The organism is Mesorhizobium sp. M7A.F.Ca.ET.027.03.2.1 (genome assembly GCF_003999175.1).
Classification (GTDB): domain Bacteria; phylum Pseudomonadota; class Alphaproteobacteria; order Rhizobiales; family Rhizobiaceae; genus Mesorhizobium.
This window is the reverse complement of record NZ_RZOM01000599.1, coordinates 1-3,798: the sequence shown is the minus strand read 5'-3', so window position 1 is coordinate 3,798 and position 3,798 is coordinate 1. Positions and strand designations below refer to the sequence as shown.

Here is a 3,798-nt window from a genome sequence, read left to right as displayed (position 1 = left end):
GTCCCCATAGGGATCGTACTCGTCCGCCGGCGGCGGGATAACGCGGCCTTCCTCTTCCAACTGCTGGCGGCGGAAACGCGCCATGTCTTCCGGATCGTCGAGATAGTAACGGTCGTCGCCCTCGGGGGCGCGGCCCAGTTCGCGCAGTCGTGTCTCACGGCGCAAGGCGCGGCGGTCCAGCCGGGTCTGCGGCGGCTGGATGGCGATGACCTTGCCGGTATCGGCATCGACGATCACGCGGTTGCCCCTGGCGTCGTAGTAGATGTCGAGATTGCCGTCCTGGGCGACAAGGATGCCACCGGTATCGGCGGCACGGACAATCGGTGGTGCGCTGTCCTGCGTCGGGGCTGCGATTGCATTGGCAGACAAAAGCCCGCCGGCAAGTACCGAAAGGGTGAAGATCGTACGCAGCATAGTGGCGAAACTCTCCGGTCCGTAATTGCCGCCGCCCGGCATTGTTCCCTGGCGAAGCCCCTCGTCAGCAAACCAGTTACCCACCATATGGTTCCAACATGAACCGGGCATGAAGATGGCGGTTTTCCAGCGCCTCGATGAATATAGACTAGCTTGCGGCAAGTCCCAATTCCTTGCGCGCTTGTCTGGTCAGTTTCAGGGCTACAAGGCGATGGCTCTCGCGCAGATAATCCTTCAGCGCGGCATCATCCATGCTCTGGCTTGTCCGACGCTGGATCCATGTCATACCGCGCGAGGCAAGATAGGGCGCGGGCCGCAGGCCCGGCTGCTCCCTGAGCACATCATAGGCGATATCGGAACATTTGAAGGTGACGAAGAGCTGCTGGCCCTGATCCCAGCCGCCAACCGCGAAGACCTTGTTTCCGACCTTCCAGACATGGGCGCCGCCCCATTGGACAACGTGGTTCGTCGCGGGCAGCGAGGCGCAGAAGCCGTTGTAGTCGTCCAGCGTCATCCCGCCCCCTTTTTTTTCGCACGTCGCCCAAAACTGGCCCCGGTTTTGGGAAAACGACATGCATATGACAAAGACCTAAAACGCCGCGCGTCCGGGAAGGACGCGCGGCGTAGGATCAGGCAGCCACTTCCGCCGCGACGATCGCCGGCTTCGAGCGGAAGTTCAGCCGGTCGGAACCGGCTGTCACCTTGACGGTCGAGCCGTCGAGGATGTCGCCGAGCAGGATCTTCTCCGCCAGCGGGTCCTGCAATTCCTTCTGCATCACCCGCTTCAGCGGCCGCGCGCCATAGGCCGGATCGTAGCCCTTGGCCGCCAGCCAGTCGACCGCCTCCTGGTCCAGCGACAGCGTGATCTTGCGGTCGACAAGCAGGCTCTCCAGCCGCTTGAGCTGGATCTCGACGATGCGGCCCATATCCTGCCGGCGCAGCCGGTGGAACAGGATCACCTCGTCGACGCGATTGAGGAACTCCGGCCGGAACGACGCCCTGACGACACCCATCACCTCGTCGCGAACCAGATCGACGTCCTGATCCTCGGTGAGATTGACGAGATATTCGGCGCCCAGGTTCGACGTCATGATGATCAGCGTGTTGCGGAAGTCCACCGTGCGGCCCTGCCCATCGGTCAGGCGGCCGTCATCGAGCACCTGCAACAGCACGTTGAACACATCGGGATGCGCCTTCTCGATCTCGTCGAACAGCACGACCTGATAAGGCCGGCGCCGCACCGCTTCGGTCAACGCGCCGCCTTCCTCATAGCCGACATAGCCGGGAGGTGCGCCGATCAGCCGGGCGACCGAGTGCTTTTCCATGAACTCCGACATATCGATGCGCACCATCGCGCCCTCGTCGTCGAACAGGAAGCTTGCCAGCGCCTTGGTCAGTTCGGTCTTGCCGACGCCCGCCGGCCCGAGGAACATGAACGAGCCGATCGGCCGGTCCGGGTCCTGCAGGCCCGCGCGAGCGCGCCGCACCGCTTTGGAAACAGCCTGCACCGCCTCGCCCTGGCCGACGACACGCTTGCCGATCTCGTCTTCCATGCGCAGCAGCTTGTCGCGCTCGCCCTGCAGCATCTTGTCGACCGGAATGCCGGTCCAGCGCGAGACGATATGGGCCACGTGATCCGGCGTGACCACCTCTTCGACCATGCCAGCCTTGCCGTCCTGGGTTTCGGCCTCTTTCAGCTTCTTTTCCAGTTCCGGGATCTTGCCATAGGCAAGCTCGCCGGCGCGCTGGAATTCACCCTTGCGCTGCGCAATGGCGAGCTCGTTGCGCGCCTCGTCGAGCTGCTTCTTGAGGTCGGCGGCGAGCCCGAGCTTCTGCTTCTCCGCCTGCCATTTGGCAGTGATCTCGGTCGATTCCTCCTCGAGGCCGACGAGTTCCTTTTCCAGGCGGGCAAGCCGATCCTTCGAGGCGTCGTCCGTCTCGACCTTCAGCGCCTCGCGTTCGATCTTGAGCTGCATGATGCGGCGATCGATCTCGTCCAGCGCCTCGGGCTTGGAATCGACCTGCATGCGCAGCCGCGATGCGGCTTCGTCGACCAGATCGATCGCCTTGTCCGGCAGGAAGCGATCGGCGATGTAGCGTTTGGACAGCGTCGCCGCCGCCACCAGCGCCGAATCCGAAATGCGCACCTTGTGGTGCTGCTCGTACTTCTCCTTCAGGCCGCGCAGGATCGAGACGGTGTCTTCCACCGTCGGCTCGTCGACGAACACCGGCTGGAAGCGGCGGGCAAGCGCTGCATCCTTCTCGACATGCTTGCGATACTCATCGAGCGTGGTGGCGCCGACGCAGTGCAGCTCGCCGCGCGCCAGCGCCGGCTTCAGAAGGTTCGACGCATCCATGGCGCCATCCGCCTTGCCGGCACCGACCAGGGTGTGCATCTCATCGATGAACAGGATGATGTTGCCGCTGGCCGAGGTGACTTCGGAGAGCACGGCCTTCAGCCGCTCCTCGAACTCGCCGCGATATTTGGCGCCGGCAATCAGCGCGCCCATGTCGAGCGCCATCAATTGCTTGTCCTTCAGCGATTCCGGCACGTCGCCATTGACGATGCGCAGCGCCAGGCCTTCGGCGATCGCCGTCTTGCCGACGCCCGGTTCGCCGATCAGCACCGGATTGTTCTTGGTGCGGCGCGACAGCACCTGAATGGTGCGGCGGATCTCGTCGTCACGGCCGATCACGGGGTCCAGCTTGCCGGCACGGGCATCCGCGGTCAGGTCGCGCGCGTATTTCTTCAGCGCGTCGTAGCCCTGTTCGGCACTCGCCGAATCGGCGGTGCGGCCCTTGCGGACGTCATTGATGACCTGGTTGAGCGCCTGCGGGGTGACGCCGGCCTTGGCCAGTATGTCGGCGGTCTTGGCCGACTTCTCCATGGCCAGCGCCTGCAAGAGCCGCTCCACCGTGACAAAGCTGTCGCCGGCTTTCTTGGCCAGTTCCTCGGCGGTCGAAAACACTTTTGCCAGCGGCTGGGCCAGATAGAGCTGGCCATTGCCGCCCTCGACCTTGGGCATCGCTTCGAGCGCCGTCTCGACGCCAAGCTTGACGTCGCGGACGTTGCCGCCGGCGCGTTCGATCAGCGACGCGGCCAGGCCCTCATCATCGTCGACGAGCACTTTCAGGATATGCTCAGGGGTGAATTGCTGATGGTTGCGGGAAAGCGCCATAGTCTGCGCGGACTGGATAAAACCGCGCACGCGCTCTGAGTATTTCTCAAGGTTCATATCTGTCTCCTTCCATCACCGGCCCGCTTTGCGGCACCGGATCCGATTGCGGTGACGGACCCTCCCATTCGAGCCGGGTCCAGTTGAGGCTGATATGGTGCACAAGCTCCGAACCCTCAAGACGTCTCGATATCGGCAACTTCATAAT

The 3,798-nt window shown here is 63.5% G+C and carries 2 protein-coding genes and 1 pseudogene; all 3 read right to left on the bottom strand.

The genetic code is table 11. The features are described from left to right. Window positions 1–414, bottom strand: a pseudogene (locus EN750_RS23055) (hypothetical protein); the annotation flags it as partial. Between the two features lie 148 nt (window positions 415–562). Beyond that, complete coding sequence (locus tag EN750_RS23050) at window positions 563–928, bottom strand: MmcQ/YjbR family DNA-binding protein (RefSeq protein WP_127397748.1); 366 nt, start codon at window positions 926–928, stop codon at window positions 563–565. Between the two features lie 115 nt (window positions 929–1,043). After that, window positions 1,044–3,650 (bottom strand): ATP-dependent chaperone ClpB, encoded by a 2,607-nt coding sequence (clpB, locus tag EN750_RS23045; RefSeq protein ID WP_127397747.1) that lies wholly within the window; start codon window positions 3,648–3,650, stop codon window positions 1,044–1,046. Window positions 3,651–3,798 lie beyond the last annotated feature (148 nt).